This is a genomic window from Pseudomonas sp. A-RE-19, assembly GCF_019956555.1.
Classification (GTDB): domain Bacteria; phylum Pseudomonadota; class Gammaproteobacteria; order Pseudomonadales; family Pseudomonadaceae; genus Aquipseudomonas.
The window spans coordinates 82,892-109,685 of sequence record NZ_JAHBDQ010000004.1 but is presented as its reverse complement, the minus strand read 5'-3'; the positions used below and the strand labels follow the sequence as shown (position 1 = coordinate 109,685).

At 59.4% G+C, this 26,794-nt stretch carries 24 protein-coding genes and 2 tRNA genes; 5 read left to right on the top strand and 21 right to left on the bottom strand.

All coding sequences use genetic code 11. From position 1 onward, the window contains the following. Positions 1–27 precede the first annotated feature (27 nt). The 4 genes from KGB14_RS03415 to KGB14_RS03400 all read right to left on the bottom strand — a co-directional run bounded on the left by KGB14_RS03415 (position 28) and on the right by KGB14_RS03400 (position 4,620). Positions 28–1,326: a virulence factor family protein gene (locus KGB14_RS03415; RefSeq protein ID WP_223484101.1), complete on the bottom strand. Its 1,299-nt coding sequence runs from the start codon at positions 1,324–1,326 to the stop codon at positions 28–30. Further along, positions 1,326–3,968 (bottom strand): bifunctional lysylphosphatidylglycerol flippase/synthetase MprF, encoded by a 2,643-nt coding sequence (gene mprF, locus KGB14_RS03410; RefSeq protein WP_223484100.1) that lies wholly within the window; start codon positions 3,966–3,968, stop codon positions 1,326–1,328. Before mprF ends, KGB14_RS03415 begins: the two co-directional genes overlap by 1 nt. Before the next feature lie 277 nt (positions 3,969–4,245). Next, a tRNA-Met gene (locus tag KGB14_RS03405) sits at positions 4,246–4,322 on the bottom strand. Between the two features lie 221 nt (positions 4,323–4,543). Continuing rightward, positions 4,544–4,620: transfer RNA gene (locus tag KGB14_RS03400), tRNA-Met, on the bottom strand. 299 nt (positions 4,621–4,919) lie between these two features. Here KGB14_RS03400 and dinB point away from each other — a divergent pair. After that, a complete protein-coding gene (dinB, locus tag KGB14_RS03395; RefSeq protein ID WP_223484099.1) occupies positions 4,920–5,981 on the top strand; it encodes a DNA polymerase IV in 1,062 nt (353 codons plus the stop codon). A gap of 100 nt (positions 5,982–6,081) precedes the next feature. On the opposite strand, the gene KGB14_RS03390 is transcribed toward dinB, so the two are convergent. From KGB14_RS03390 to KGB14_RS03375, 4 genes are all read right to left on the bottom strand, one after another. Then, complete coding sequence (locus KGB14_RS03390) at positions 6,082–7,035, bottom strand: hypothetical protein (RefSeq protein WP_223484098.1); 954 nt, start codon at positions 7,033–7,035, stop codon at positions 6,082–6,084. A 17-nt stretch (positions 7,036–7,052) separates the two neighbouring features. Then, on the bottom strand, positions 7,053–8,768 hold the full coding sequence (locus KGB14_RS03385) for a proline--tRNA ligase (protein WP_223484097.1): 1,716 nt from the start codon (positions 8,766–8,768) through the stop codon (positions 7,053–7,055). A gap of 143 nt (positions 8,769–8,911) precedes the next feature. Continuing rightward, positions 8,912–10,471, bottom strand: a complete 1,560-nt coding sequence (locus tag KGB14_RS03380) for an AmpG family muropeptide MFS transporter (protein WP_223484096.1) — start codon at positions 10,469–10,471, stop codon at positions 8,912–8,914. A gap of 44 nt (positions 10,472–10,515) precedes the next feature. Continuing rightward, complete coding sequence (locus KGB14_RS03375; RefSeq protein WP_223484095.1) at positions 10,516–10,869, bottom strand: MGMT family protein; 354 nt, start codon at positions 10,867–10,869, stop codon at positions 10,516–10,518. A 165-nt stretch (positions 10,870–11,034) separates the two neighbouring features. On the opposite strand from KGB14_RS03375, the gene KGB14_RS03370 reads away from it, so the two are divergent. Then, entirely contained in the window at positions 11,035–12,042 is a 1,008-nt protein-coding gene (locus tag KGB14_RS03370) for a DUF481 domain-containing protein (RefSeq protein ID WP_223484094.1), read from the top strand. Between the two features lie 167 nt (positions 12,043–12,209). Here the strand turns inward: KGB14_RS03370 and KGB14_RS03365 are convergent, their stop codons facing one another. Beyond that, entirely contained in the window at positions 12,210–12,419 is a 210-nt protein-coding gene (locus KGB14_RS03365; RefSeq protein WP_002554837.1) for a cold-shock protein, read from the bottom strand. A 354-nt stretch (positions 12,420–12,773) separates the two neighbouring features. Here KGB14_RS03365 and dcd point away from each other — a divergent pair, with 354 nt between their 5' ends. Together dcd and KGB14_RS03355 are read left to right on the top strand one after the other, a co-directional pair. Continuing rightward, complete coding sequence (gene dcd / locus KGB14_RS03360) at positions 12,774–13,340, top strand: dCTP deaminase (protein ID WP_007904652.1); 567 nt, start codon at positions 12,774–12,776, stop codon at positions 13,338–13,340. A 107-nt stretch (positions 13,341–13,447) separates the two neighbouring features. After that, positions 13,448–13,657, top strand: a complete 210-nt coding sequence (locus KGB14_RS03355) for a hypothetical protein (RefSeq protein WP_223484093.1) — start codon at positions 13,448–13,450, stop codon at positions 13,655–13,657. Positions 13,658–13,763: 106 nt separating this feature from the next. Here the strand turns inward: KGB14_RS03355 and KGB14_RS03350 are convergent, their stop codons facing one another. The 8 genes from KGB14_RS03350 to KGB14_RS03315 form a co-directional block, all read right to left on the bottom strand. Further along, positions 13,764–14,528: an ABC transporter ATP-binding protein gene (locus KGB14_RS03350; RefSeq protein WP_223484092.1), complete on the bottom strand. Its 765-nt coding sequence runs from the start codon at positions 14,526–14,528 to the stop codon at positions 13,764–13,766. A gap of 13 nt (positions 14,529–14,541) precedes the next feature. Beyond that, entirely contained in the window at positions 14,542–15,660 is a 1,119-nt protein-coding gene (locus tag KGB14_RS03345; RefSeq protein WP_223484091.1) for a succinylglutamate desuccinylase/aspartoacylase family protein, read from the bottom strand. Between the two features lie 12 nt (positions 15,661–15,672). Next, positions 15,673–16,383: an ABC transporter permease gene (locus KGB14_RS03340; RefSeq protein ID WP_223484090.1), complete on the bottom strand. Its 711-nt coding sequence runs from the start codon at positions 16,381–16,383 to the stop codon at positions 15,673–15,675. Beyond that, positions 16,380–17,108, bottom strand: coding sequence for an ABC transporter permease (locus tag KGB14_RS03335; protein WP_223484089.1), 729 nt, complete (start codon positions 17,106–17,108; stop codon positions 16,380–16,382). Before KGB14_RS03335 ends, KGB14_RS03340 begins: the two co-directional genes overlap by 4 nt. Positions 17,109–17,164: 56 nt before the next feature. Beyond that, positions 17,165–17,947 (bottom strand): transporter substrate-binding domain-containing protein, encoded by a 783-nt coding sequence (locus KGB14_RS03330; protein WP_223484088.1) that lies wholly within the window; start codon positions 17,945–17,947, stop codon positions 17,165–17,167. Positions 17,948–18,163: 216 nt separating this feature from the next. Further along, on the bottom strand, positions 18,164–19,852 hold the full coding sequence (locus tag KGB14_RS03325) for an ATP-dependent DNA ligase (protein ID WP_223484087.1): 1,689 nt from the start codon (positions 19,850–19,852) through the stop codon (positions 18,164–18,166). Continuing rightward, on the bottom strand, positions 19,849–20,880 hold the full coding sequence (locus tag KGB14_RS03320; protein WP_223484086.1) for a ligase-associated DNA damage response exonuclease: 1,032 nt from the start codon (positions 20,878–20,880) through the stop codon (positions 19,849–19,851). The genes KGB14_RS03325 and KGB14_RS03320 overlap by 4 nt, the downstream gene beginning before the upstream one ends. A 253-nt stretch (positions 20,881–21,133) precedes the next feature. Further along, entirely contained in the window at positions 21,134–23,584 is a 2,451-nt protein-coding gene (locus KGB14_RS03315) for a penicillin acylase family protein (RefSeq protein ID WP_223484085.1), read from the bottom strand. Between the two features lie 576 nt (positions 23,585–24,160). Here KGB14_RS03315 and KGB14_RS03310 point away from each other — a divergent pair. After that, positions 24,161–24,718, top strand: coding sequence for a cysteine hydrolase family protein (locus tag KGB14_RS03310; protein WP_223484164.1), 558 nt, complete (start codon positions 24,161–24,163; stop codon positions 24,716–24,718). 199 nt (positions 24,719–24,917) lie between these two features. On the opposite strand, the gene KGB14_RS03305 is transcribed toward KGB14_RS03310, so the two are convergent. From KGB14_RS03305 to KGB14_RS03290, 4 genes are all read right to left on the bottom strand, one after another. Then, a complete protein-coding gene (locus tag KGB14_RS03305; protein ID WP_007906737.1) occupies positions 24,918–25,127 on the bottom strand; it encodes an SEC-C metal-binding domain-containing protein in 210 nt (69 codons plus the stop codon). Next, positions 25,124–25,618 (bottom strand): LEA type 2 family protein, encoded by a 495-nt coding sequence (locus KGB14_RS03300; protein WP_223484084.1) that lies wholly within the window; start codon positions 25,616–25,618, stop codon positions 25,124–25,126. The genes KGB14_RS03305 and KGB14_RS03300 overlap by 4 nt, the downstream gene beginning before the upstream one ends. A gap of 115 nt (positions 25,619–25,733) precedes the next feature. Then, positions 25,734–26,210, bottom strand: a complete 477-nt coding sequence (locus KGB14_RS03295) for a YchJ family protein (protein WP_223484083.1) — start codon at positions 26,208–26,210, stop codon at positions 25,734–25,736. Between the two features lie 4 nt (positions 26,211–26,214). Further along, a complete protein-coding gene (locus tag KGB14_RS03290) occupies positions 26,215–26,712 on the bottom strand; it encodes a DUF6231 family protein (RefSeq protein ID WP_223484082.1) in 498 nt (165 codons plus the stop codon). Positions 26,713–26,794 lie beyond the last annotated feature (82 nt).

Here is a 26,794-nt window from a genome sequence, read left to right as displayed (position 1 = left end):
GGGGCTTTTTGTTCGGCGCGGCTCAGCTCACTCCTGCGCCGCCGTCTCCTTCGCTTGACGTTTCTCGATGGCATCCACCAAACGCTGGGCCAGCGCCGGGTAGTTCTCGTCGAAGTGATGGCCGCCAGGCAGTTTCATCGCTTCGCCCACGGCGGTCTTGTCGGTGCAGCCGCTCTCGTCGACTTCTTCCTCACCGTAGATGCACACCACTTTTGCAGGCGGCAGCTTGGCCATTTCCGGGCCGGTGGCGGCTTCTTTGCCGGCGTTGCCGAGCCAGCCTTCGACTTCGATCTCGAAGCTGCCGGTGCGGGCGAAGGCCAGCAGGATGATTGCATCGATCCGCTGTTGTTCGGCTTCCGGCAGGCGGTTGTAGATGGCGGGCAGGACGTCCGCGCCGAATGAGTAACCGGTCAGGACGAAGCGCTTGGTGCCCCATTTCTGCCGGTAGTGCTGCATCAGTTCGGTCAGGTCCAGAGCGCTTTGTTCCGGGCTCTTGTGCTGCCAGTAGTAGCGCAGGGTGTCGATGCCGACCACCGGGTAGCCGATCTTGGCCATTTCGCCCGCCACGTCGCGGTCCAGGTCGCGCCAGCCGCCATCGCCGGAGAGGAACAGGGTGACGGTGTCCTTGGCCTGACCGGCCGGCACTTCGACCACCGGGATCTGCAAGCCGCCGGCGGCTTTATCGCCACCGACGAGGAGCTTGCGCAGTTCGTTGTTCAGCACTTGCGGCAGGTTGATGTCGTAGTCGCTGATGCTGGTTTCGGCATTGGGCTGGTCACGCACGAAGCCAGCGCTGGTGTCGTCCGGGTTGTCGTTCCAGGCCACCAGCCAGTGGCCGTGGGCGGCGCTTTTTGGTAGCAGGTGAGTGCAGCCATCGGGTTTTTCCATGGCCAGGTCAACTGAAATGGCCTGGGCCTTGTCGTCCTTCTGCTCGGCCAGCCAGCGCCATGCCAGCACGGCGCCAGGGCCGATGCCGCTGACCAGGGTCGCCGGGCCTTTGAGTTGATTGAGGCCTGCTTGCAGGGCAAGGCTTTGCTGAGTGCAGTCCTTGGGCAGGATCACCTGGACGATCTGCGCCGAGCCGCTGCGGCTCAGGGTCAGCAATTGTTTGTCGCTGAGCCTCTGGTCTTCATTGACCGCCACCAGCACCTGGGCGCGCGGCGTGGTGCCGGGGGTGACACGGGTCATCGCGGCGCCATCGGCCGGCGTCAGCAGTTCGAGGGTTGGTTCTGGCGCCGGGCGTTTGAGGTACCAGTAACCGCCACCAGCTATCAGGGCCAGCACTACCAGTGTGGCCAGTACGTACCGCAGGGAGCGTTGAATCATCAGCGTTTCACCAATCCAGTCAAGCCGCCCGCAATCAGGGCGGCAGTGTCGGCCAGGGCAACCAGCGGATCGAGTCCGGCGGGCACGGCCATATAACGGGGTTCCCAGTCGGGCTGGAATTTGTCTTTGAAGCGGCGCAAACCTTGGAAGTTGTACAGCTGCTCACCACGGCGGAACACCATCGAGCCCAAGCGCTGGGTCAGGGGCGCGCCGCGGCGGGGTTGCAACCCCGACAACGGCACCATGCCCAGGCTGAAGCGCGCGTATCCATGGTTTTTATAATGTTGAATCAGGCCGACCATCATGAACTCCATGGTCAACTTGGGAGCGTCGGGGTGTGCGCGCATCAGGTCGAGGCTGGCCAGATCATGGCCGTAGGTCTCGAGCAAGTTGGCGAACGCCACCGGGCGCCCTTCGAAACGAATCACCGCGACCCGGAAGTGCTTGAGGTAGTCATCACTGAAACGCCCGAGCGAGAAGCCTTTCTCGCGCACATTCTTGCCGGTCAGCCAGGCATCGGAAATCACCTTGAGCTCGTCCATCGGCGCTTGCCCCGGCTCATGGATCTCCAGCGACAGGCCGTCACGGGTGCCGCGATTCCAGGTGTAGCGCAGGTCCTTCATCTCTTTGCCTTTGGCCTCGAGATCGAAACGCTTGAGATCGACCCGGGCTTCTTCGCCGAGCTTGATCGCGCTCAGGCCGATGTCCATGTAGTACGGCAGGTTCTCGGCGCGCACTTGATAGAACACGGGGCGGGCGTGGTGGAGATCGCACAGGTCACGGAACTGCCAGATCATTTCCGCCCGTTGCTGGGTCGGGCCGATCGGGTCATACAGCGCCACCAGGCTGCGGCCACGGCGAGCGTACATCAGAAACGCCTCGTCGTTGGGGTGAAACAGTAGCGCCTTGTCACCGGTCAGGGCCAGACCTCCGTCGGGCTGCGACGAGGCCATGAGGATTTTTACCGCACGCTCCAGTTCATCGGGCGTTGGCAAGTGGATTATCGGACGCGCGGTACGCAGCAGCCAGGTCAGGGATACCACCATCAGCAGCACCGCGGCACCGAGCAACGAGCGCAAGCCTCGCGGGGCGTCGGCGTCGAGGGTGAACTGCCACCAGAGTTGATGGCTGTAGGGGACGTCCTGATAGGCAAACAGCAGCAACCAGATCGATGCGCCGAGGACACAGAGGCTGGCCACCAGATACAGCGGCGAAAACGGCACTTCGGTCAGGCGACTGGGGCGATAGAACGAACGCCGGAAAACCCCCAGCAGGCTTGCCGTCAGGGTCATCAGGCAAGCTTCTTCCCAGTCGAACCCTTTGAGCAGGGAGAGCACGGCACCGACCAGCAACAAAATGGTGGTCAGCATCCACGCGGCCGACAGACGTCGACGCAAGCCCTGAGCCAGTAGCAGGCAGAGCACGCCCACCAGGCTGGCGCCCAGGTGCGAGGCGTCGACCAAGCGATGCGGGATCAGAAAACCGATGTGTTCAAGGCGTGTATCGATCTCTGGCGTCACGCCGGAAAACAGCAGCACCACGCCGGACAGGAACACCAGCACCGCCAGAATCGGCGCGGCCAGGCCTGATGCGGCACGCAGGGATTGGCGTGTCTGAAACAGGCGCTGGCCTTCGTTGACCAGCAGCAATACGCAAGCCACCAGCAGCGGCAACACCACGTAGATCAGACGGTAGAGCAGCAGGGCGGCAGCCAGTGGCGCGGCGCCGAGCTTGTCGGCGAAGGCTGCCAGCAAAATCGCTTCGAATACCCCGACACCGCCCGGCACATGGCTGAGCACGCCAGCGGCCAGAGCCAATAGATAGACCAGCAGGAACGCACCGAAGGGCGGCGCTTCCGGCAGCAACAGATAGAGCACCGTCGCGGCGGCGGCCACGTCCAGGGCAGTGATGACCAGTTGCAGGAACGTCAGGCGACGACCTGGCAGGCGCAAGGTGCGGCGACCGACCTTGACCAGCAGATTGTCCGGGTAAGGCTGTTCCGGCAGGCGACGGCGATAGATACCGATGGCCAATACCGTGGCGAGCAGCAGCACGGCCACTGCAATCGCGCCCAGCAACGTTTCGGAGAAGCCCAGGGCCACGGAGGCGGCAGGCAGGTTGCTGAGCGTGGCGAGGGCGGCCAGGGGCGGCAGGGCGCAACCGAGCGAGAGGCTGGCAAACAGCGTCATGTGCGCGACTTCCGAAGCGCCCACACCATGACGTGCATATAAGCGGTAGCGAACCGAGCCGCCCGACAGCAGCGAAAGGCCGATGGCATTGCCGATGGCGAAGGCGGTAAAACCGCCCAGTGCCAGTATTCGCGGCGCCAGCGTCGCGCCGGCATAACGGCTGGCCGACCATTCATAACCCAGCAGAATGATGAAGCCGATGACGGTCGCGCCGAACGCGCCCAGCAAGGCCGGTTTAGGCACTTCCAGGATCGAGTCGTGCAGCGCGTACAGATCGAGTTCGCTCAGCAGATGACGACAGGCAATCAGCGCGATAGCGAACAACAGCAGAGTGACGGCCAGCCCGATGGGCTGACGGTATTTGCTGATTCGATCCAGCAAGCGCAGGCGCTCGGCTTTGATCGGTTGTGTCGCTGTGACGGTGTCTTGTGGATCAGACGAGTTGGCGCGCATCAATCACCTCTTGGATTGTGCGCGACAGGATGGGGGTATCCAGCCAAGTTACCAATCCCTGTAGAAAAAAATAATCACAAATATTAACGCGTCTCACCGGGTAGCGGTGATGGCACGTCACCAGTCATAGAGGGTTTTGCTCTGCGGTTCAGCCAGTCTGAACTCACAGTCTGGCGATCCCGAACGGCTCACTACACAGTGACAGATCATTGTTGCGAAAGGACTTTTTCAACAGATACAAAAAAGGCCACTCTTTCGAGTAGCCTTTTTTGATGTTTGGTTGCGGGAGCCGGATTTGAACCGACGACCTTCGGGTTATGAGCCCGACGAGCTACCAGACTGCTCCATCCCGCGTCTGTGTGGCGGCATTCTACAGGCGAACGCCGGAGTGTCAACCGTTAATCCAAGGATAGATCAAATAAGCGTGAATCAGCGGCGAACGGTCGCGGGGGAGACCTAAGTTTCGGAATCAGAACGATTTCTTATTTCTATGCCGTGAGGCATCGACCGCTGTTTTTTTATAAAACAGGCGCGCACAAAAAAGGCCACTCTTTCGAGTAGCCTTTTTTGATGTTTGGTTGCGGGAGCCGGATTTGAACCGACGACCTTCGGGTTATGAGCCCGACGAGCTACCAGACTGCTCCATCCCGCGTCTGTGTGTCGGCATTCTACAGAGGATCGCCGGGCTGTCAACCTTAAATCCTGAAAAACCTGTTCCTGTTCAAGTGCTTAGGTGCGTTAAGAGACGTGGTGGATGGCCTGAAACGCAGGCGGGGCAAGGCCTGCAGCTCTATCGGTAGAGCGGTTTCGATTGAGAAAACAAATTCCTGGTACATTTCCTACAACTGGAAAAGAACATTCAGAGTACTGGTGCTATATACAGGTGTCAGTGAGATACTGCCGCTACGATTCGCCAATACTTCGTTTCTTCGCCATGAATATCGCTTTTATATGACTCAGCGAAAAATCATCCACGTCGATTGTGACTGTTTCTACGCCGCCATCGAGATGCGTGACGATCCGCGCCTGGCCGGTAAGCCATTGGCGGTGGGCGGCTCGGCGGATCGGCGTGGAGTGATTGCCACCTGCAACTATGAGGCACGGGCGTATGGCGTACGTTCGGCCATGTCTTCCGGGCATGCCTTGAAGCTGTGCCCGGACCTGACCATCGTCAAGCCGCGCATGGATGCCTATAGAGAAGCGTCGAAGGAAATTCATACGATCTTTCGCGATTACACCGACCTGATTGAACCGCTTTCCCTGGATGAGGCCTACCTCGACGTGTCGGACAGCGCGCATTTTGGTGGCAGTGCCACGCGAATCGCCCAGGACATTCGCCGCCGGGTCTCCAATCAGTTGCACATCACGGTGTCGGCCGGCGTGGCGCCGAACAAGTTTCTCGCCAAGATCGCCAGTGACTGGAAAAAGCCTAACGGCTTGTTCGTGATCACGCCGGATCAAGTGGAGGATTTTGTCAGCGGTTTGCCGGTGAGCAAGCTGCACGGTGTAGGCAAAGTGACCGCCGATAAACTGGGCAAGCTCGGGATCGTCGATTGCTCGCAATTACGCGAGTGGAGCAAATTGGCGTTGGTGCGCGAATTCGGCAGCTTTGGCGAGCGACTCTGGAGTCTGGCCCGTGGGATCGATGAGCGGTTGGTGCACAACGACAGTCGTCGGCAATCGATCAGCGTCGAAAATACCTACGATGTGGACCTGCCGGATCTGGTGAGCTGTCTGGATAAATTGCCCGAGTTGCTGGAGTCCCTGAAAGGCCGCATGGCACGGATCGATAGCAGCTATCGACCGGGCAAGCCGTTCGTCAAAGTGAAATTCCATGATTTTACCCAGACGACTTTGGAGCAGGCCGGGGCAGGGCGGGATCTGGGGAGTTATCAGTTGTTGCTGACCCAGGCTTTCAATCGCGGCGGGAAACCGGTGCGGTTGTTGGGGGTTGGGGTGAGGCTGGAGGATTTGCGGGGCGGGTTTGAGCAGATGGAGTTGTTTGAGCGGTAGTTCAGCGTTGAATGTCCGGGCCTCTTCGCGGGCAAGCCTCGCTCCTACAGGGAACATGCCATATCTGTAGGAGCGAGGCTTGCCCGCGAAGCTTTTGACTTTAATTCGGTCCCGGATCCGCCACCAGTCGCCCGGCATCCTTGGTCAGTGACTTGAGGAATTCGGTTTGCAACTCAGGATCGTTGCGGGTCAGTTCGATCAGGCTCTGTTCCAGCTCGCTGGCCTCTTCTTCCAGACCCAATTCCGACAGACGTTTGACCCGGTGCACCCACTGGCTCACTTCGTCGTCTTCGAGGTCGTCGTAAATCAGCCCATGCGCTTCGAGTAGCTTGCCGCGCAAGTTGCTGCTGATTGCCAGGGATGAGTCGGTGTGCACATCGTCCTTGCTGTCCTCGACACTGATCTGCAGCTTACCCAGATGGTTGAGATCATTTTCGGCGAACGGGCTGTCCAGCAGGTTCAGGCGCAACACGCCGTTACGGTCGGTGCTCAGTTCGAAGGTGTTCTTGCCGGCCTTGACCTGCACCGGGCGCTCGCTCCACGGCAGGCTCGAGTATTCCGTGCGCTTGTCGCGCTGGACTTCGTCGATGCCCGCCAGGTTCTGTTGCGCCCGGCCATGGGATTGCACGTTCATGAACGGGTTGAGCCCGGCGAAACCGTAGCTGAGCCAGTCCTTCGTCACGCTGTCGGGCAGATTGCCGAGGGCGAACACGTTGACCACGTTCGCACCGACACCGGCCACCACCGCCACCGCGCCCAGCGGGATCTCATAGATCTCCCGCCAGGGTTGGTAAGGCGTATAGCGATCATAGTGACGCGTGACCTCGAACTCGGTGACTTCGAAGGTTTTCTGCTCGTGGATTTTCACCCGACGTTGCGGCAGCTCAAGCACCTTGGGCTCGCCGACATCGATCTGCAGGCTGTGATCGAGCAATTTGCGCTCGACCCGCTCCTCGTTCTCGCTGCGTTGTGACATGTGATTGGCACAGCCGCTGACCAGCAGGGTGCCGCACAGGGCGGCACCACCGAGGCCTAAGGTGTTTCGCTTGAACATGACGTCTCTATCTGGTGTCAGCGGCGGATACGGGCCTGGAGGAAGGACAGCACGTCAGCGACCGGCAGCGCTTGCGCCTCGGCCTCGGTGCGGCTCTTGTATTCCAGATTACCGTCGGCGAGGCCGCGGTCACTGACCACGATCCGGTGTGGAATGCCGATCAGCTCCATGTCCGCGAACTTGATGCCCGGGCTGGTTTTCTTGTCGCGGTCGTCCAGCAGTACTTCGAAACCGGCGGCGGTCAACTCTGCGTAGAGCTTGTCGGTGGCTTCGCGAACCTGTTCGGTTTCGTAGCGCAGCGGAACCAGAGCAACCTGGAACGGAGCCAGAGCGTCGCTCCAGATGATTCCGTTGTCGTCATTGTTCTGTTCGATGGCGGCAGCCACCACGCGGGATACGCCAATGCCGTAGCAGCCCATTTCCAGGGTGACCGGCTTGCCGTTCTCGCCCAGCACTTCGCACTTCATCGCTTTGCTGTACTTGTTGCCCAGCTGGAAGATGTGCCCGACTTCGATGCCGCGCTTGATTTCCAGGGTGCCTTTGCCGTCAGGGCTCGGGTCACCGGCCACGACGTTGCGCAGGTCGGCGACGGTTGGAACCGGCAGATCGCGCTCCCAGTTCACGCCGAAGTAGTGCTTGTCGTCGATGTTGGCACCGATGCCGAAGTCGCTCATCAGCTCGACGGAGCGGTCGATGATGATTGGCAGTGGCAGGTTCAACGGACCGAGGGAACCAGCGCCGGCGCCAATGGCGTCACGCAGTTCAGCTTCGGAAGCCATGACCAGCGGGCTGGCTACGCCAGGCTGGTTAGCGGCCTTGATTTCGTTCAGCTCGTGATCGCCACGGATGATCAGGGCAATCAGCTTGCCTTGCTCTTCGGCGTGCACCACCAGGGTCTTGATGGTCTTTTCGATCGGCAGGTTGAAGCCTTCGACTAGTTGCGCAATGGTCTTGGCGTTCGGCGTGTCAACCAGGCGCAGCGCTTCGGTCGGTGCGGCGCGAGAGGTTTCCCGCGGCACGGCTTCGGCTTTCTCGATGTTCGCGGCGTAGTCGGAACCGTTGCTGAAGACGATGTCGTCTTCGCCGGATTCGGCCAGCACGTGGAATTCGTGGGAGCCGGCACCACCGATCGAGCCGTTGTCGGCTTCGACAGCACGGAATTTCAGGCCCAGACGGGTGAACACATTGCAGTACGCCTGGTGCATGCGATCGTAGGTGACCTGCAGCGAAGGCTGATCAGCGTGGAACGAATAGGCGTCCTTCATGATGAATTCGCGGCCGCGCATCAAGCCGAAGCGTGGGCGAATTTCGTCACGGAATTTGGTCTGGATCTGATACAGGTTGATCGGCAGCTGTTTGTAGCTGCTCAATTCGTTACGCATCAGGTCGGTGATGACTTCTTCGTGAGTGGGACCTGCGCAGAAGTCACGACCATGGCGATCCTTGAAACGCAGCAATTCAGGGCCGTATTCTTCCCAGCGACCCGATTCCTGCCACAACTCAGCCGGTTGGGTGCTCGGCATCAACACTTCGAGAGAGCCGGCGGCGTTCATTTCTTCACGCACGATGGCTTCGACCTTGCGCATCACTCGCAAGCCCATGGGCAGCCAGGTGTACAGGCCCGAGGCGAGTTTGCGGATCATGCCGGCGCGCAGCATCAGCTGATGGCTGATGACGACCGCATCGGAAGGCGTTTCTTTCTGTGTGGCGAGCAAAAATTGACTGGTGCGCATGGTTGGCCGTTGTCGGTTGCTGATAACGAGAAATGACGGAGCATTGTACGGGCGAGATCCGCTGGCGTACAGGAGTGCGGCTGGCTGTGTGGCAGGCGGGCGAGAATCTGCTCGCCCTCTGCGATGCTTGCGGCTTGAAGAACCTACGATTCTTCCGTGACCGGGGTCTGAACCGGTTCCGGCGTCGGCGTCGGCCCTGCGCGGCGGTTTTCCTGAAACCAATGCAAGGCGATCAACAGCAAGGTCGGAACGCCCAGCAGGGCGGTGATCAGGAAGAAGTTGTGATAGCCGAATTTTTCCACCATGACCCCAGAGTAGCCGCCGATCAGGCGTGGCAGCAAGAGCATGATCGAGCTGAGCAGGGCGTATTGGGTGGCGGAGAACTTGAGGTTGGTCAGGCTCGACAGATAAGCAACGAACGCCGACGTCGCCAGGCCCGAGCTGAAGTTATCCAGCGAAATGGTGACGATCAGCATCTGCAGATTGGCGCCCATGTCTGTCAGCATCAGGAACAGCAGGTTAGTGCCGGCCGACGCAACGCCGCCAATGAACAGGATGGGCAGAATGCCGAAGCGCACGATCAGCAGTCCGCCCATGCCGGCGCCGACCAGCGTCATGATCAGGCCGAAAATCTTGCTGACGCTGGCAATCTGATCCTTGGTGAATCCCTGGTCGATGTAAAACACGTTCGCCATTACGCCCATGACCGTATCGGACATCCGATAGGTGGCGATCAGCCCGAGCAACAACAGGGCTTGCCAGCGGTAACGCAGAATGAAGTCGTTGACCGGTGTCAGCACCGGCGCCAGGCCACGGCGGCCCATGGTCGACAAGCACAGGGCGGTGAGCGTGGTATAGAGGATCGCCCGCAGGAAGGCGCGGTCTTCGAGCAGCAGGTCGAGCAGGCTCACGCCGTTGAACAGCACGCTGGCGAAGTCGGTGTAGTAGAACTGGGTGAACATGGCCGGCACCGAAACCAGCAGCACGATCAACACGAACACCGACGCCAATTGGTGCACGAAGCTGTAACGTCCGGCCTGAAGTTGCGTTCGCAGCGGCACTGGTGGTTCGCGCATGAAGATGGAGGTCAGCAGTGCCGGGACCATCAGCGCGCCGAACAGCAGATAAGTGCCGGCCCATGCCGAATGCTTGTAGTTGAAACCGGTGGAGCCGAAGCCTTCAGCGAAGAACAGGGCACCGGCGGTGGCCAACAGTGCTGCGACCCGATAGCCGGACATGTAGCTGGCCGCGAGCGCTGCTTGACGGCTGTCTTCAGCAATTTCCAGGCGATAGGCGTCGATTGCAATGTCTTGTGTTGCCGAGGCGAAAGCGACGACCACGGCTATGGCGATCAGCCAGGACAAGTGCTTTTGTGGGTCGCAGAAACCCATGCCGACCAGGCCGATGATCACCAGCGCCTGGGACAGCACCAGCCACGAGCGTCGTCGACCGAGCTTGCCCAGGAATGGCAGGCGCCATTGGTCGAGGAGCGGGGACCAGACCCATTTAAAGGCATAGGCCAAGCCGATCAGGCTTGCATAGCCGATGGTTTCGCGGGCAACACCGGCCTCGCGCAGCCACACTGAAAGCGTCGAAAACACCAGCATGTAGGGCAAGCCGGCGGCGAAACCAAGCAGCAACAGCACGAGCGTTGAGGGGCTGGCATAGGCGGCGAGCGCGGCGCGCCAGGTTTTACGGGGCATGGGCTGGAGTCTGCCTCAAGAATTACGGAAACAAAGCGCGCACTCTAACCGCTGTGCTCTACCGGGCGCCAGCCATGGCGCTGAATATCAACACGATTGTTCAGGACACTAACGCCTTCCGTGCGCAATCGGGCCCGTTGTTCATCCCCTGACGGGCTGCCCGCGGGCAGGCTGATCCGACCGCCGGCACCCAGCACGCGATGCCAGGGCAATTTGGTGTCACCGGGCAATTGGCTCAGCGTTCGCCCGACCCAGCGGGCAGCGCGACCCAGTCCAGCCAACTCTGCGAGCTGGCCATAACTCACGACTTTGCCCTCAGGCACTTGCGCCAGCGTCAGGTAGAGCGCCGTGCGTCGGATTTGCGCTGCGCTTTCGGTTTCAGCGGTTGAGTCGGTCACATCCCGGGCTTCCTGAAAAAATGCGCATTACCGTCTGTAGAGTAAATCCTGGATCGCCAATTGAGAAATGAACTCAATAGAAATAGTCGGGTCAGTGCTTGCTAGGGCTTTATTCCTACGGATAATGCCGACTTTTTTTCGCAAAGTTGAGCTTTTGATTCGCTTATGTTGTCCAGAACCTTGCTGTGTCTCGCTGTCGTCAGTGCTTCCACTCCCTTGCTCGCCGATACCGTCTGGTTGAAGAACGGTGACAAATTGAGTGGCAAAATCACGCTCTTCGACGGTGGCAAGCTGTTGATCCAGACGCAGTATGCCGGGGCGGTTCCGATTGACTGGAAAGAGGTCAAAACCCTGGAAAGCGATCAGCAAATGCTGGTCAAGCAGGATGCCTACACCGGCGAGAAGGCCAAGTCGCTGCACGCGGCAGAAGATGGCAAGGTCACCCTGGCCAACGGCGATGGCCCCAAGACTGTGGAGCTGGCCAGTATTCAGCAGATGCTCAAGCCCAAGCCGGTGGTCGAGGATTTGGTGTGGAAAGGTAATGTCGATATGGCACTGGATTATCGACGGGCCGAAAAAGATACCGATGATTATGACGTCGGCTTCAAAACCAGCGCGCGTCATGGTCGGTGGCGTCATACGGCGGAAGGTGAGTACAACCGCGAGTTCCAGGATGACGTCGTCACCACTGATAACTGGCGTGCCGAATATTCTCTGGACCGATTCCTCACCGAGAAGTGGTTCTGGCAAGGGCGTTTGAACTACAAGCGTGACAAGGTCGAAGAGCTCTCCCGTCAACGCACCATCGGCACCGGCCCCGGTTATCAATTCTGGGATAACGAGCTGGGCGCCTTCTCCCTGGGGTCGCTCCTGAATAACACGGATTACGAGTATTCCAATGGCCGTAAGGAAAACTTCTATTCCTTGGCAATGAAGTGGGATTACAACCGCTACCTGATCGGCAAGAAGGTCGAGTTCTTCACCAAGGGTGAGGTCGGAAAACCGTTGTCGGACGTGGCGGATTACGCTCTCGATGCCGAGGTCGGCCTGCGCTATAAAGTCACCGACTGGGCGTCGCTGAACCTGAAGGCCGAGAGAGACATCATCAGCGGTAGCGATGAGGCTGATCTGAGCAAGACCCGATACACCGCAGGGTTTGGCGTGGCCTGGTAACGCGCTGAAAGATCAAAAGATCGCAGCCTTCGGCAGCTCCTACCGGGTATACGTCAATCCTGTGCAGGAGCTGCCGAAGGCTGCGATCTTTTTTGGCCATGCGAAACACGCAGGCACAAAAAAGCCCCGCTTTTAAGGGCGGGGCTTTTTACTAAAGCAGTTACAAGTTAGATAACTTGAACTTCTTCAGCTTGCATGCCTTTCTGACCGCGGGTAGCGATGAAAGAGACCTGTTGGCCTTCTTTCAGGCTTTTGAAGCCGTCGGATTGGATAGCTTTGAAGTGAACGAACAGGTCGTCACCGGATTGTGGAGTGATGAAGCCGAAGCCTTTTTCATCGTTGAACCACTTAACGGTACCGGTTTGGCGATTAGACATGGTGTAACTCCTTGAACAAAGATAACTGCGACGCAGGAAGAACCCTGGCCGAGACTGAGTGCAAAGAGCAGGAAAAATTCTTGTAGATGGTTGGATCGAAATTCAACATATCGTGTAGAGATTCTCAGTGACACAAGCAGCACAGTGGCGCCACCTTAACCCTTTTTCCGGAACGTGCCAATGGTTCTTGCGAAGGTTTCTCTGTTTTCATGACCTACGGTGCATCGAATGGCGGTGAAGGCCCGGAATTTATGGGGATCGGCGAGAATTCTCTTCCGGACTTTGAACCCGAAGCGCCTGCCCGGTAAGATGCCGGACAGAATTTTTCCACCTCGCTATTCAGGACACCCCGCCATGAGCATCAAATCGGACAAGTGGATTCGCCGCATGGCGCAAGAGCACGGCATGATCGAGCCTTTCGTCGAGCGCCAGGTGCGCGGCAGCGACGATAGCCGTGTGATCTCCTACGGCGTGTCCAGCTACGGCTACGATGTGCGTTGCACCAATCACTTCAAGGTGTTTACCAACATCAATTCGGCGATCGTCGACCCGAAAAACTTCGATGCTGGCAGCTTCGTCGACATCCACAGCGACGTGTGCATCATTCCGCCGAACTCCTTCGCTCTGGCCAGCACCGTCGAATACTTCCGCATCCCGCGTAACGTATTGACCATTTGCCTGGGTAAAAGCACCTACGCGCGTTGCGGCATCATCGTCAACGTCACGCCGCTCGAGCCTGAGTGGGAAGGTCACGTGACCCTGGAGTTCTCCAACACCACCAATCTGCCGGCGAAAATCTACGCGAACGAAGGCGTGGCGCAGATGTTGTTCCTTGAGTCGGACGAAGAGTGCGAGGTCTCCTACAAGGATCGTGGCGGCAAGTACCAGGGCCAGCGTGGCGTGACCCTGCCGCGTACCTGAGTCAGCCGTCTGACAAACCGTTGGAATTCCTGAGCGGGCGTACACTCTATGGAATGTACTGCTCCGATTCGCGCAATGCGTATCGGGCCATCGCTCAGGAGTGCTTCATGAAGATCGATCCGCGAATAAGTGCCGAACTGGCAAGGCTTGAGCCCAATCAGGTTGGCATGCTGGCCTGGTCCTTGTTGGCACATCCGCCTGTCAGCATGGCGGGGGGCATCCCCCATCAGCCTGATCCCGACACCCCCAACGAAGATCCGACAGAACCCGGCGAACCCACGCTGCCGGATGAGCCGCCTCCCGCGCCTGTGGTCTGATACCCATAGGAGCTGCCGAAGGCTCTTAAAAAAAACAACGTCAAAAGATCGCAGGCTTCGCAAGCTCCTACGGTAATCCGTAGCAGTAGGCGAAACCTGTGATTTCTTACTTGAGGTTGCCGCTGAGAAACTGCTTCAACCGCTCACTCTTCGGATTGCCCAGCACATCTTCCGGCGCACCTTCTTCTTCCACCAGGCCCTGATGCAGAAACAGCACCTGGCTCGACACTTTGCGCGCAAAGCTCATTTCGTGGGTGACCATGATCATGGTCCGGCCTTCTTCGGCCAGGCCCTGGATCACTTTGAGCACTTCGCCCACCAGTTCCGGGTCCAGCGCGGAGGTCGGTTCGTCGAACAGCATGACTTCCGGTTCCATGGCCAGCGCGCGGGCAATGGCTACCCGTTGTTGCTGGCCGCCTGAAAGGAACGCCGGGTACTGGTCCGCCACGCGTGCCGCCAGGCCAACCTTGTCGAGGTAACGTCGGGCACGGTCTTCGGCCTCTTTCTTGCTGCAACCGAGCGCCCGGCGCGGCGCCATGGTGATGTTTTCCAGCACTGTCATGTGGCTCCACAGGTTGAAGTGCTGGAACACCATGGCCAGGCGGGTGCGGATCCGCTGCAGTTCATCTGCATCGGCGACGTGCATGCCGTGGCGATCCTTGACCATGCGGATCGTCTGGCCGTCCAGGCTCATGGCGCCGTCGTTGGGTTGTTCGAGAAAATTGATGCAGCGCAAGAAGGTACTTTTGCCCGAGCCGCTGGCGCCGATCAGACTGATGACGTCGCCGGTTTTGGCCTTGAGCGAAACGCCTTTGAGCACCTGATGATCGCCATAGCTTTTATGCAGGCCTTCGATGGTCAGTTTGTACATGGGGCATGCATCCTCAAGGCGAAAGTAGGTAGCCGCTGCGATAGGCTTCGGTGCCCGCGACGTGGGCGATCACCATGCCAGCAGTGGCCATGCGCCGCAGGGAGCGGGCGTACATCAGCCCGGCAGCGGTGCAATGAACAGGGGTGACGCGATCATTGATCGGGTCGATGACTTCGGCGATCAGTTGTCCGGCCTCCAGGTACTCACCAGGCAGGGCCGTGAACACCAGCAGTCCGCCCACAGGCGTTGCCACGGGTTCGACACCGGCCAGCGGTGTAGCCGGGTAGGGCAATTCGGGTAGTGGCGCCGGCTCACCGGCAATCGCGCCAAAATGAATCAGATAATCGATCAGCGCCTGGCAATCGAGGCTGGCCAGCGGGTGATTGACGTCGCCCTGGCCGCGTAATTCGACGGTGACCGAGAAACTGCCCAGCGGAATATCGAAGTGTTCGCCGAAGCGCTCCTTCAATTGCCACCAGAGCAGGGTGAAGCATTCGTCGAACGACTGGCCACCCGAATCGGTGGCCAGCAGGCTGGCTTCGGCACCGATGTACCGCGCCAGCGGCTCGACCTGAGGCCAGGCCTCGGGCGTGGTGTAGAGGTGCGCCACGGCTTCGAAATCGCAATGCAGGTCCAGCACCATGTCCGCATCGCAGGCCAGCCGTTGCAGGGTCAGGCGTTGGGATTGCAGTTGAGTGCCTGCGGTTTGCCGTGCCAAAGCCTTGCGCAGGCTGTCGCGGATCAATTCGAGGTTGCGTTGCGGATCGTCGCCGAGCCGGCCTTCGATCTCGTTGCCGACTTCTTCGCTCAAGTCGACGAACCAGCGATTGAAGTTCTGCCCGCTTTCCAGCTCGTAGCGGCCCAGTGGAACGTCCATCAACACTTGTTCCAGGCCGGCCGGGTTGGCCACGGGCACCAACACGATTTCACTGCGCAGCCGACCGGCGGCTTCCAGCTCCGCCAGACGTTGCTTGAGGTGCCAGGCCACCAACATGCCAGGCAGTTCGTCGGCATGCAGGGAGGACTGGATGTAAATCTTGCCTTTGGCCGATTCCGGGCCGAAGTGGAAGCTGTGAATCTGTCGCGCGGTCCCCGGCAGCGGGGCCAGCAGGTCATGAATCTGATGGCGCATTTACGAGTTGTCCTAGTGAGTCGGCCCGAGGAAGGCCAGCCATCGGCGTTCGGCAAGACGGAACAGGCCGACCAGCGCAAAGGTAACTGTCAGATAGATCAGCGCGGCGATGCCGAACGACTGAAAGGTCAGAAAGGTCGCAGAGTTGGCATCACGAGCGACTTTCAGGACATCCGGGATGGTCGCAGTGAACGCCACGGTGGTCGAGTGCAGCATCAGAATCACTTCGTTGCTGTAATAAGGCAACGAACGACGCAGGGCCGACGGCATGATGATGTAGGCATAGAGCTTCCAACCCGACAGACCGTAGGCCTTGGCCGCCTCGACTTCACCGTGCGCCATGCTGCGAATCGCCCCGGCGAAGATCTCCGTGGTGTAGGCGCAGGTGTTGAGGGCGAAGGCCAGGATGGTGCAGTTCATCGCATCGCGAAAGAACGCATCCAGTACCGGTTGGGCGCGCACGGCCGCCAGGCTGTAGATGCCGGTGTAGCAAATCAGCAACTGGATATACAGCGGCGTCCCGCGAAACAGATAGGTGTAGAACTGCACTGGCCAACGGACGTAGACCTTGGGCGAAACCCTGGCGATGGACAGCGGGATCGACACCAGAAAACCGATGAAGATCGACGCGCTGAGCAACCACATGGTCATGGCCAGGCCGGTAATGTGGTAACCGTCGGTATAAAGGAAGGGTTTCCAGTAATCCTGCAAGAGTTCGATCATCGTACGGCCTCCCGGGAGCCGGCGGCGTAGCGGCGTTCAAGCTTGCGCAGGACGACATTGGAGGCGCTGGTGATCAGCAGGTAAATCACCGCGGCCAACACCAGGAAGTAGAACAGTTGATAGGTGCTTTTGCCGGCGTCCTGAGCGGCTTTGACCAGGTCGGCGAGGCCGATGATGGACACCAGCGCAGTGGCCTTGAGCATCACCATCCAGTTATTGCCTATACCTGGCAGGGCAAAACGCATCATTTGCGGGAACACCACGATCCAGAAACGCTGGCCACGCTTGAGGCCATAAGCGGTTGCGGCTTCGACCTGACCCCGTGGCACGGCAAGGATCGCCCCGCGAAAGGTTTCGGTGAAGTACGCGCCATAGATAAAGCCCAGGGTAATGACCCCGGCGCTGAACGGGTTGATCTCGATGTATTCCCATTCCATGAAGTCGGTTAACGACGTCAGCCAGGTTTGCAGGCTGTAGAAAATCAACAGCATCAGCACCAGATCCGGCACGCCGCGAATCAGCGTGGTGTAGACCTGCGCCGGCACGCGCACCAGTTTGACTTTGGACAGTTTGGCACTGGCGCCCAGCAAGCCGAGCAAGACGGCTACCAAGAGCGACAACACCGATAATTTGATGGTCATCCAGGTGCCTTCCATCAACAACGGACCGAAGCCCTTGAGGCTGAAGGCGGAGAGCCCCAGATTTTGTAATAGGTTTTCGAACATAAATCAGCAACCTGATCGGATAAAAAAAACGCCCATCGCGAGATGGGCGCCGGGCATTACTTGCCGCTGTACAGATTCAGATCGCCAAAGTGTTTCTTCTGAATGGTGGCGTAGGTGCCATCGTCGTGTAACGCTTTGATACCTTTATCCAAAAGTGCCTTGAGCTCTTTGTTACCTTTCGAGATACCGACAGCCGTTTTGGCTGGCAGCAGAGGATCATCGACTGGCTTGCTGACTTCGTAATCAGCACCTTGTGGCGACTTCAAAAAGCCCAGTTCGGCTTGCAGCATGTCTTGAATGGAGGCATCCAGACGGCCGGAGGTCAGGTCAGCATAGACCTGGTCCTGGTTGGCGTAGGCCTGAGTAGTCACGCCGGCCTTGTCCAGCACCGCTTTGGCGTAGGCTTCCTGGATGGTGCCTTGCTCGTAGCCGACCTTTTTACCCTTCAAAGACGCGGTATCGGCGGTGATACCTGAACCCTTTTTGAAGACGAAGGACGTCGGGCCGGAGAACAGCTCGCTGGAGAAGTCGATGACTTTTTCGCGGGCCGGCGTGACGGTCATCGAAGAGATCACACCGTCGAATTTATTGGCCTTGAGGCCCGGAATCATGCCGTCGAAATCGCTTTCGACCCATTTGCACTTGACCTTCAGCTCGGCGCAGATCGCATTGCCCAGGTCGATGTCGAAGCCTACCAGGCTACCGTCGGCCGCTTTGGATTCGAACGGCGCATAGGAAGGGTCGACGCCGAAACGCAATTCTTTGTATTCCTTGGCCAGCGCGGAGCCGGCAGCCATGCACAACGCCAGTGCAGAAAGGGTTAGCAATGCTTTTTTCATTATTCAATCCCTAAGACCAATATGAGCGCTTGTGGCGCAGAAGTATTGTTACTGGAAAGCGTAAGACTTATTGAAAGTAGCAATTTCCGAACCAGAGTGCCGAACAAGCGTTTTAAAAGGTGATGCAAGATGCGGCAGAAAGGGAATTGTGCACGAAAACGGGCGTCATTAGATCATTGCACTTGAATGGTGCGCTTAAGCATCACAAAGATCGGGTCAGCCCAACAAATTCTGCAATGTCGCCAGGCTGTCAGCCTCTTCGACCGACTTGTCCTGCCGCCAGCGCAACATCCTCGGAAACCGCACCGCAACCCCGCTCTTGTGCCGTTTCGACAGGGCAATGCCTTCGAACCCCAGCTCGAACACCAGGCTTGGCTTCACGCTGCTTACCGGTCCGAATGTTTCCACCGTGGTCTTGCGCACAATACTGTCGACCTGGCGTATTTCTTCATCGGTCAGGCCGGAATAGGCCTTGGCGAAAGGCACCAGGGTTCGTTCGCTGGCATCGGGCGGGCCGTCCCAGACGGCGAATGTGTAATCGGTGTAGAGACTGGCCCGGCGACCATGGCCTAGTTGGGCATGGATCAGCACCGCATCGACACTGAACGGGTCGACTTTCCATTTCCACCACACGCCCATGCCCTTGGTCCGTCCGACACCATACAGCGCATCCCGGGCCTTGAGCATCATGCCTTCGACCCCCAGGCTGCGGGAGGCCTCCCGTTGGCGGGCGAGGTCGAACCAGTCTTCGCCGGTCAGCACGGGCGAGGCAAGTAACACCGGGTTTGCACTGGTGGCGACGATAAGGTCCAACTGAGCGCGGCGCGTGGCTTGAGTCCGGTTGCGCCAATCCTCACCCTGCCATTCCAGCAGGTCATACGCGAGGATGACCACGGGCACCTCATCGAGGATTTTCTTGCTCAGTGTTTTACGGCCGATCCGCTGTTGCAACAGGGCGAAAGGCTGCACCGCCGGCGACATCGGCGATTGCGGGTCAGAGGCATTCCCGGTGCCCGGGGGCATGGCTTTCCAGGCGACAATTTCACCGTCGATCACCGTGCCTTCGGGCAAGTCATGAACCAGGCTGTCCAGCTCGGGAAAATGTTCGGATACCAGCTCCTCGCCTCGCGACCAGATCCACAAGCGCCCATCGCGCTTGACCACTTGGGCGCGGATGCCGTCCCACTTCCATTCCACTTGCCAGTTGCTGGCCGGTCCGAGCAGGGGTTCGAAATGCTCGACCGGTTGCGCCAACGCATGGGCGAGAAAAAACGGGTAGGGCTGGCCGCCCCGTTGGGCATGCTCATGGGGTGATTCGGCGGCGATCAGCTTCAGGTAACTGGCGGCGCTCGGGTGGTTGGACAGATCGGTATAACCTACCAGGCGCTGGGCCACGCGTTTGCTGTCGAGCCCGGCCATGGCCGCCAGGGCGCGGGTGACCAGCAATCTGGAAACACCGACCCGGAAGCTGCCAGTGATCAATTTGATGCAGAGCATCAGGCTCTGGCGATCCAGTTGCGCCCACAGGGCAGGCAAGCGTTCGACGAGGACCGACGCAGGTGCATTGCGCAGCGGCAGCAGTTTGTCTTCAATCCACACGGCCAGCCCGTCGGTGGAGGTGTGGCGCATTTCGGGCAGCACCAACGAAATGGTTTCCGCCAGATCACCGACTGCCTGGTAACTTTCCTCGAACAGCCAGGGCGAGAGCCCGGAAAACGCTATCGCCATTTCCCGCAGCATGCGAACCGGCACCCATTGCCGAGGTCGTCCGCCGGACAGAAAATACACCGCCCAGGCGGCATCTTCGGGCGCGGCCTGGGTGAAGTAGTGCTGCATCGCCGCCAGTTTGGCGTTGCTTGAGGTGGTGGTATCGAGTTCGGCATACAAGTCGGCGAAGGCTTTCATGCCAGCACCTCAACGCTCTCCGGTTCGAGGGCTGTGTTGTCCTCATCGTCGCCGTATTCGGTGCTGAACCCCATGGCATCAAGACCCTGCTCGCGCAGATGACGCACCAACACCCCGACCGAGCCATGGGTGACCATCACCCGCTCGGCGCCGGTCTGTTCGATGGCCCAGAGCAGACCGGGCCAGTCGGCATGATCGGACAACACGAAGCCGCGATCCACGCCGCGCCGCCGCCGCGTACCGCGCAAACGCATCCAGCCGCTGGCGAAGCCATCGCTATAGTCGCCGAAACGCCGCACCCAAGGGCTGGCGCCAGCCGAAGGAGGGGCGAGGACCAGGGCCTTGCGCATCATCGGATCATGCTTTTTCACTTCGCCGGCATAGATCGTGGGCGGTAAATAAATACCGCTCTGGCGATAAACCTGATTGATCGGCTCAACCGCGCCATGCACCAGAATGGGGCCGAGGTTGGCATCGATGCCGTGGAGAATCCGTTGAGCCTTGCCCAAGGAATAGCAAAACAGCACGCTGGTTTTGTCGACGGCGGCATTGGCCTGCCACCACTGATTGATCTCGGCAAAGATCTGCGCCTGGGGTTGCCACCGGTAAATCGGCAGACCGAACGTCGATTCTGTGATGAATGCATGGCAGCGCACCGGTTCGAACGGCGTACAGGTGCCGTCGGGCTCGGTCTTGTAATCCCCCGAGGCGACCCAGACTTCCCCCCCGTATTCCAAACGCACCTGGGCCGAGCCGAGTACATGGCCCGCGGGGTGAAAACTCAGTTTTACGCCGTGGTGCAGCAACTGCTCGCCATAGGGCAGGGTTTGCAGGTTGATGCCCGGGCCCAGGCGTGCGCGCAGAATGCCTGCACCCGGTGCTGCTGCCAGATAGTGTTGATTGCCACGGCGAGCATGATCGCCGTGGACGTGGGTGATCACCGACCGTTCGACCGGCCGCCATGGGTCGATGTAGAAATCCCCGGGCGGGCAGTACAAACCTTCAGGGCGTGCGATAACAAGATCCATATTGTTACCAGAGTGAATTGGCCTGTTAGCTAGGAGATTAGCGCGAAGCGAGAAGTTCTATTTATTTTTCAAGGAAGGATGGAGGCGTTCATCAGGCCGCTTTCGCGAGCAGGCTCGCTCCCACATTTAATCGAGTTCCGTCAGAAAGAATGCAATCAAATGTGGGAGCGAGCCTGCTCGCGATAGCGATGGTGCATCCACATCAATGGGACCGGCAGAATGCCTTCTCGAGCAAGCCCGGTCCCACTCGAGGTTACTTGCCAGGCGTCAGCGTCAACCGCGTCTTGCCATATACCTTGTCAAAGTTCTGCGGCTGCATCGGCAGGCTCAGGTATTGCCCCTTGAGCCATGGATCGACGCTGTCGAGATAGTGCGGGCTGGCCGGGTTACCGGACTGGCCGGTACCGTTCTGACCCATCAGCGGTTCGGCCTGACCGAAATCGACGATAAAGCGCATGGCCGGTGCCAGCGTGGTGTTGAAGTCCTGACCCCAGCTGAACGCGGCGGTGTTGAGTGTGGTGTGGTCGCCACCGGCCGCCAGCGGACCGCGCACGGTCTGGCCGCTGGCGTTCTTCCACTCGTAGCGGTGCAGTTTGCCCCACTGCCAGGCTTTGTGATCGCCACCCAACTGGCTGTCACCCGCGCTGATCGCCGACGCCAGGCTACGGGCGAGAATCGCCGGTTTGTCTTCTTTCTGCGGGGTGCGCAAGTCATCCCAGAATGGGCTGTCCTCGCGGCCCAGCAGGTGATCGGCCTGCGCCGCGTAGGACAATTTGCCGTTGGCGATAAAGGCTTTCCATGCCGGGCTGCTTTCCGGACCCAGTTCGTCGAGGAAGATCTGTTGAGTGCTTTCCTGCAAAAACAGCTCATAAATTGCCGCGTCGGCGGAGGTCGGGCTGAGTTTGCCGTCGAAGGCCATCAAGCGCGTGTAGGCCTCGCGAGCTTTGCCGCGATCGGCCACCGGCAGCGCTTCGATGGCTTGCTTGAGTGGCTGGGACATGCCCGGGGCTTCAAACATTTTCTTCAGCTTGGCAGCGAAGGTGGTGGTCTGGTCGTATTGCATCGCGATCAGGCTGCGTGTGTCGTGTTTGCCCACGCCCGCCAGTTCGGCCATGCGTTCGCCACGCTCCGGCGCCGACCAGGAGTTGGACAGCTGCATGCCGTAGCCATGGGGAATGACCCGCTGGTTGGCAGTGCCGAGCCAGCCTTGAGCCGGGTCCTGGTCATACGGATGGAGCATCGGATCGGCGTAACCGTCCCAGTCGTAGCGACCTTCCCAGCCCGGCGACGGCAGCAAGCCTTCGCCTTCACGACGGTTCGGGTAACGCCCGGTCACTTGCCAGCCGATATTGCTGGCATCGGCAAACACCAGATTCAGGGCGATTGCGCGTATTTCACGGCTGGCGTCCGAGGCTTTCTCGACACTCTGCGCTCGGGACAGGTCGAAAAAGGCGTCCAGGGTTTTGTCGTCGGTGAAGTTCGGCGTTTGCAAGGCCAGGCCGAAACCGTTCGCCAGCGCGGTGCCTTGAGCACTGTTGAGCAGCGGCCCGTGACGGGTTTCGTACACGGCTTCGCGAATCGACCGCTGGCCTTTGACGAAGTAGGTTTCGTTACGCACGATCGCCGGCTGCCATTTGCCGTCCACTTCGTAGGAAAGGCCATTGCCCTGGCGTTTGATTTTTTCCAGGAACAGGTCCTGGTTGTCGCCCATGACCGTGGTCATGCTCCACGCCACTTTGCCGTTGAAACCACCGAGCACCATCGGTAACCCGGCAATGGTCACGCCGGAGGCCTGGTATTTCGGCGCGCGAATCTGCACGTAACTAAACAACGACGGTACGCCCAGCGGCCCATGGCTGTCGCTGGCCAACAGGCTTTTACCGCTGCGGCTGCGTTGCGGGGCGATCGCCCAGTTGTTCGAAGAGGTGGCGCCCAGCAAGTTCAGATCGGACAGTTGGCCCGTGGCCTTGCTGATTTCGCTCAGCCCCGGAATTTGCCCGTTGAGTTTGATGCCCTGGAGTTTTTCCGCTTCTGCAACCGGCAGTTTTTCGTCGGGAGCGGAAGGCGTCAGCCACGCGAGTTTGTCGGTACTGACCGTCTGAGCCAGCATCAGCGAGGAAATTTCTTCCGGCAGGTTCGCCGATTGACTGAAGTTCAGCAGGCAGAAAATCAGCGCCGAATCTTCCGGTTTCCAGTATTCCGGTTTGTATCCGGTGGCCGCGAGGTCCGCTGGCAGTTTGTCGCGGTAGCGGAACAGGTAGGCGTTGACCCCACGGGCATAGACTTCGAAGAAGCGCTTGAGGCGCGGCGAAGAGGCTTTGTACAGCTCACCCGCGCTTTTCTTCAGATTGACCGCACGCATATAGCGGTCGGCGTCGAGCAGGTCCGAACCGGACATTTCCGCCAGACGGCCCTCGGCCAGCAAGCGCAGAGTGACCATTTGCGTGATGCGGTCGCTGGCATGCACGTAGCCGAGGGTGAACAGCGCATCGTGGAAGCTGTTGCTCTCGATCAGCGGCATGCCCATGGCATTGCGTCGAACCGAAACGTTCTGCGCCAACCCCTTGAGCGGTTGCACGCCGGAGGTGGGTGGGAGGGTGTCCTGGGTGTTCCAGGTCTGACAACCGGTCAGGCTCAAAACACCGGCCACTGCTGCGGCAACGCCGAACCGGGGAAGAAAAAGTGTGAGGGCTGGCGAGGCCATGGCAAAGCTCCTGCGGGGGTAGTGGTGCCCCGCCTCGAAAGTCGCTGTTCAGTGTTGACGGCGTCTAATGTCGTCAGACTGCGTTGCCGCTCCTCGCCATAGCGGGCTATGACTCGTCGCGGCGCCTTGTCTGACAACATTAGCCACTCGTCAAAACTGAACGGACTTCCGAGGCGGGGCACAATAAAGGCGCTACGTTAGTGAGCAGGAGGTGGCCGCGCAAGCGGGGTACAGATCTTATTTCGGGATTTAATTGTTAAACCCAAAAGATCGCAGCCTTCGGCAGCTCCTGCAGGGGATCGGTGTACACCCGTAGGAGCTGCCGAAGGCTGCGATCTTTTGATCTTCCTCTATCAGGATTCAGGCGGATTGACCTTGGCCACCAGCGCATACGCCTTCACTGTCGCCGGGCGGTTCTGGGTCGATCATGAAGTACTCCAAATCAAGAGACATCGTCAGGTACGGACAGCGACCGTCTGCATCAGGTCATCCTGTTTGCGTTTGATGGCTTGCCAGCAGGAAGAGGTGATGCTCAAGTGCGGGGAATTCAATGACCTGAGCAAGAGAAAAGTCGGCATGGAGCTCAAGACAAATGCGGCGCTGATCATCATCGATCAACAAAAAGGCATCCTGCACCCCAAACTGGGTCGTCGAAACAACCCCCATGCCGAACAGCGCATGCTGGAGTTGCTGGGGCATTGGCGCCGAATCGGGAGGCCGGTGATTCATGTGCAGCACTTGTCCCGTTCAGCGGATTCGGTGTTCTGGCCGCAGCAATCGGGGGTGGAGTTTCAGGAACGGTTTCAGCCCTTGACCGGCGAGCAAGTGATTCAGAAACAAGTGCCGGATGCGTTTTGTGCGACGGGGCTGGAGGCGCGTTTGCGCGAGGCGGGGATCGATCAGTTGATCATCGTAGGCGTGGCGACCCACAACTCGGTGGAGTCCACGGCGCGAACGGCCGGGAACCTGGGGTTTGAAACCTGGGTTGCGCAGGATGCGTGCTTCACCTTCGACAAGGCCGATTTTTTCGGTAACGCCCGTTCAGCCGACGACGTGCATGCGATGTCGCTGGGTAATTTGCAGGGTGAGTATGCGACGGTTGTAGGCACAGCAGAAATATTGGCGGCTGGCTGAAAACCTGTGGGAGCGAGCCTGCTCGCGATAGCGGTCTAACTGCCAAATGGGTAGCGCATGTGCCGCCGTCATCGCGAGCAGGCTCGCTCCCACAGTTGATCGGCGGTGCTCACAATTTTGTGTGTTCACAAAAGATCTGTGGGAGCGGGCTTGCCCGCGATAGCGATTCAACAGGCGAAAAAGATATCCGCCCGAAGCCTCAAGCGCCGTGGCACTTCTTGAATTTCTTGCCGTTGCCGCAGGGGCAAGGATCGTTGCGGCCGACGTCTTTCAGGGCGTTGCGCACCGGTTCCTGGTGGGCGTGGCCGCAGTTCGGGCCGTGGACATGGCCATGGTCGTGATCATGGTGGTCGTGATGGTCATGATCGTGGTTGCAGTCAGGGCCATGGACATGGGGTTGCTGGGTCATTGGGGTCGCTCCGGAATTAAATCGGCGGCGATTATCACGCCATTACGCGCCAGGTGCACGTCGTGTGCGATGAATAAACCGGTTTCAAGTGTGCCTTCCAGGCGATAGGGAATGGGTTGGTCGGGTTTTTTCAGCAGTTTCACCAGATCCCGAACCTTGGGCCACAGGTTGGTGCGGATCGGCACTTTAAAATAGGCGCTGCGCTTGGGGCCGACCGTGAACCAGTGTTCGTGCTCACCTTCGGTCAGCAGTATGTCCCCGAGGTGAATGCGATATTCCAGGGCGCGCACCGTCAGATCCTGGTCATTGGGATTGTCGACGCGAAAATGCAGCAGGAACTTCTGCTCCAGCAGTTTGGCCCGGACCACCTCGACCTTGACCAGATGCACCTGCGGATCGGGCAGGTCGTCGCCGAACCACGACGCGCAGCCGCCGAGTCCCAGAAACAGGAGCAGGGTGAACAGCTGTAATGTGCGCCGTTGACGGGTCATGGTGAGGTATCTCCCTTGAGACCCAGTCTAGCCTTAAAAAGATCGGTGACCTCAGGCGGCTCCTACGCGCCTGTGGGCGCTGCCGAAGGCTGCGATCTTTTTGCGGTTGGTCAACTCAAGCGCCAAAGTAACTCGCGCAACACTTCTTGAACTTCTGCCCGCTGGCGCATGGGCACGCATCGTTGCGTCCGGCCTTGAGGGGCACTGTGGGGTCGATGAAATACCAGTGGCCGGCGTTCTGCACGAATGACGAACGTTCGCGGTGGCTGTGTTCGCCGGTGCTGTCGTGCCAGCGAGCGGTGAAGGTGACGAAGGCGTGCTCCGGCTGACCGCCGAAGACCTCGGCGCTCTCCACCTCAAGGCCCAGCCAGGTGCTTTGGGCGCTCCAGTCGCTGATTGACTGGCGATCCAGGCCGGTTTGTTGCGCGGGCAGGGTGGTCGCCACCAGATAATCGATCAACCCCAGCACATAGGCGCTGTAGCGCGAACGCATCAAGACTTCGGCGCTAGGGGCCGGATGGCCGGCATGGTAATGGCCGCAGCAGGCATCGAGCAGCGTGCCGCTGCCGCAAGGGCAAATGGATGTACTCATTGCGTTACCACCAATATTTCCCGAAGTTTTCCGGATTGGCCCAGAAGCGTGAATTGAGCCAGTCGGGTACCTGTTTGTAGTCAAGCAGATCATAAGTAAACAGCGTCAGCACTTGATCGTCGCGCTGGAAGCGTTCGCTGGCTTGCAGCGCCAGTGAAAAAAAGTCCGTCTCCTGCCAACCGCTGGCCGGCAAGTCGGCCAGTACCGCAATGCGGCTGGCATTGAGGTTGCGTATCCCGCCGAGCAGATTCAGGCCGTCGCGCTTGGGCAAGTGTTCCAGGCAATCGACCACCAGCGCCAAGTCAAACCGCTGCGCTGCCAGTTCGGCCGGCAGTGCTCCAGGCGCTGCAAAAGCGACGATGCTGTCCGGGTGCGCGAGTTTGAACGCCTCGAGCGCGGGGAATTCGCTGGCGCCAATCAGCAACAGACGCGTCGGAGCGTAACGATCAAGCAAAGCGGCCAGCGCTTGCTGGGGCGTACGCGAAGAAATACCTGCAATCATCGAAGATCCTCAATCAGAACGCCAAGACTAGCTTGTAGAGCGGGTTTAACCAAAAAGTGGCGATCTTCCCTGAACAGGGAGC

Bases quoted from the DNA above. Each gene is read 5' to 3' on its own strand.
- KGB14_RS03415 (WP_223484101.1), bottom strand. From the start codon at position 1,326: ATGATTCAACGCTCCCTGCGGTACGTACTGGCCACACTGGTAGTGCTG.
- mprF (WP_223484100.1), bottom strand. From the start codon at position 3,968: ATGCGCGCCAACTCGTCTGATCCACAAGACACCGTCACAGCGACACAA.
- dinB (WP_223484099.1), top strand. From the start codon at position 4,920: ATGACTCAGCGAAAAATCATCCACGTCGATTGTGACTGTTTCTACGCC.
- KGB14_RS03390 (WP_223484098.1), bottom strand. From the start codon at position 7,035: ATGTTCAAGCGAAACACCTTAGGCCTCGGTGGTGCCGCCCTGTGCGGC.
- KGB14_RS03385 (WP_223484097.1), bottom strand. From the start codon at position 8,768: ATGCGCACCAGTCAATTTTTGCTCGCCACACAGAAAGAAACGCCTTCC.
- KGB14_RS03380 (WP_223484096.1), bottom strand. From the start codon at position 10,471: ATGCCCCGTAAAACCTGGCGCGCCGCGCTCGCCGCCTATGCCAGCCCC.
- KGB14_RS03370 (WP_223484094.1), top strand. From the start codon at position 11,035: ATGTTGTCCAGAACCTTGCTGTGTCTCGCTGTCGTCAGTGCTTCCACT.
- KGB14_RS03365 (WP_002554837.1), bottom strand. From the start codon at position 12,419: ATGTCTAATCGCCAAACCGGTACCGTTAAGTGGTTCAACGATGAAAAA.
- dcd (WP_007904652.1), top strand. From the start codon at position 12,774: ATGAGCATCAAATCGGACAAGTGGATTCGCCGCATGGCGCAAGAGCAC.
- KGB14_RS03355 (WP_223484093.1), top strand. From the start codon at position 13,448: ATGAAGATCGATCCGCGAATAAGTGCCGAACTGGCAAGGCTTGAGCCC.
- KGB14_RS03350 (WP_223484092.1), bottom strand. From the start codon at position 14,528: ATGTACAAACTGACCATCGAAGGCCTGCATAAAAGCTATGGCGATCAT.
- KGB14_RS03345 (WP_223484091.1), bottom strand. From the start codon at position 15,660: ATGCGCCATCAGATTCATGACCTGCTGGCCCCGCTGCCGGGGACCGCG.
- KGB14_RS03340 (WP_223484090.1), bottom strand. From the start codon at position 16,383: ATGATCGAACTCTTGCAGGATTACTGGAAACCCTTCCTTTATACCGAC.
- KGB14_RS03335 (WP_223484089.1), bottom strand. From the start codon at position 17,108: ATGTTCGAAAACCTATTACAAAATCTGGGGCTCTCCGCCTTCAGCCTC.
- KGB14_RS03330 (WP_223484088.1), bottom strand. From the start codon at position 17,947: ATGAAAAAAGCATTGCTAACCCTTTCTGCACTGGCGTTGTGCATGGCT.
- KGB14_RS03325 (WP_223484087.1), bottom strand. From the start codon at position 19,852: ATGAAAGCCTTCGCCGACTTGTATGCCGAACTCGATACCACCACCTCA.
- KGB14_RS03320 (WP_223484086.1), bottom strand. From the start codon at position 20,880: ATGGATCTTGTTATCGCACGCCCTGAAGGTTTGTACTGCCCGCCCGGG.
- KGB14_RS03315 (WP_223484085.1), bottom strand. From the start codon at position 23,584: ATGGCCTCGCCAGCCCTCACACTTTTTCTTCCCCGGTTCGGCGTTGCC.
- KGB14_RS03310 (WP_223484164.1), top strand. From the start codon at position 24,161: ATGGAGCTCAAGACAAATGCGGCGCTGATCATCATCGATCAACAAAAA.
- KGB14_RS03305 (WP_007906737.1), bottom strand. From the start codon at position 25,127: ATGACCCAGCAACCCCATGTCCATGGCCCTGACTGCAACCACGATCAT.
- KGB14_RS03300 (WP_223484084.1), bottom strand. From the start codon at position 25,618: ATGACCCGTCAACGGCGCACATTACAGCTGTTCACCCTGCTCCTGTTT.
- KGB14_RS03295 (WP_223484083.1), bottom strand. From the start codon at position 26,210: ATGAGTACATCCATTTGCCCTTGCGGCAGCGGCACGCTGCTCGATGCC.
- KGB14_RS03290 (WP_223484082.1), bottom strand. From the start codon at position 26,712: ATGATTGCAGGTATTTCTTCGCGTACGCCCCAGCAAGCGCTGGCCGCT.